This window comes from Mycobacterium sp. 1245852.3 (assembly GCF_001669335.1).
Classification (GTDB): Bacteria; Actinomycetota; Actinomycetes; order Mycobacteriales; family Mycobacteriaceae; genus Mycobacterium; species Mycobacterium europaeum_A.
The window spans coordinates 1-1550 of record NZ_LZLL01000229.1 but is presented as its reverse complement, the minus strand read 5'-3'; the positions used below and the strand labels follow the sequence as shown (position 1 = coordinate 1550).

1 protein-coding gene is annotated in these 1550 nt (G+C 68.7%); it reads left to right on the top strand.

Features of this window, described 5'->3' with window-relative positions; all coding sequences use genetic code 11:
• A partial coding sequence (locus A9W96_RS10305; RefSeq protein WP_067139474.1) for an ATP-dependent DNA helicase RecG occupies positions 1–1550 on the top strand: 1550 nt, incomplete at both ends.

The window sequence follows — 1550 nt, the reverse complement described above, 5'->3', positions numbered from 1 at the left end:
GGTGATGCTCTCCGGGGAGGTCGGGTTCTTCCGGAACGTCATGCAACTGACGCACCCGGCGTTCCTCATCGTCGACTCGCCGGACGGACGCAACCGCGGGACGCGGTCGCTGAAGAACATCGCCAACGCCTCGGGCGCCACCAGCGGCGAAGAATTGCTGGATGCCTACGAACGCCATTTCTTCCCGATCTATCCCGCCAGCACGAAATTGCAGAGCTGGGACATCTTTTCGTGCGTGCGCCAGGTGCTCGACGTGCTCGACCCGGTGCCGGATCCGCTGCCCGAGGAGTTGCGCGCGAAATTCGGCCTGATCTCCGAGGACCAGGCATTGCGCGACATCCATCTCGCCGAGAGCGAGCCGCGGCGGCAGCGGGCCCGCGAGCGCCTGACCTTCGACGAAGCCGTCGGTCTGCAGTGGGCGCTGGTGGCCCGCCGCCACGGTGAACTGTCGGAGTCGGGACCGCCGGCGCCGCCGCGCCCGGACGGCTTGGTCACACAACTGTTGGGGCGCTTGCCCTTCGAGTTGACCGCGGGGCAGCGCGAGGTGCTCGGCGTGCTGTCCGAGGGGCTCGCGGCGAGCCGGCCGTTGAACCGGCTGCTGCAGGGCGAGGTGGGTTCGGGCAAGACGATCGTCTCGGTGCTGGCGATGCTGCAGATGGTGGACGCCGGATATCAGTGTGCGCTGCTGGCGCCGACGGAAGTGCTTGCCGCGCAACATCTCCGATCGATCCGCGATGTGCTCGGCCCGTTGGCGATGGCCGGGCAGCTGGGTGGCGCCGATAACGGCACCCGGCTGGCGCTGCTGACCGGTTCGATGACCGCCGCGCAGAAAAAGCAGATCCGCGCCGAGATCGCCGGCGGTGAGGTCGGCATCGTCGTGGGCACCCACGCCCTGCTGCAGGACGCGGTGGAATTCGACAACCTGGGCATGGTGGTGGTCGACGAGCAACACCGCTTCGGTGTCGAGCAGCGAGATCAGCTGCGCGCCAAGGCCCGTCCCGGTGTGACGCCGCACCTGCTGGTGATGACCGCCACGCCGATACCGCGTACCGTCGCGCTCACCGTGTACGGGGATCTGGAAACCTCGACGCTGCGCGAACTTCCGCGTGGGCGCCAGCCGATCACCAGCAACGTCATCTTCGTCAAGGACAAGCCGGCGTGGCTCGGCCGGGCCTGGCAGCGGATAGCCGAGGAGGTTGCCGCCGGCCGTCAGGCCTACGTGGTGGCGCCGCGCATCGACGAGAGCGACGATCCGGGCGATGAGCAGAACGCCAAGGCGCCGGAGACCGCCGAGGGTCTTTACGCCCGGCTGCGCTCCGGGGAGTTGGTGAACCTGCGGCTGGGCCTGATGCACGGGCGGCTGTCCGCCGAGGAGAAGGACGCCGCCATGGCGGCCTTCCGGGCCGGTGAGGTCGATGTGCTGGTGTGCACCACCGTGATCGAGGTGGGCGTCGACGTCCCCAACGCCACCGTGATGCTGGTGATGGACGCCGACCGGTTCGGGATCAGTCAGTTGCACCAGCTGCGCGGCCGGATCGGCCGTGGCCAGC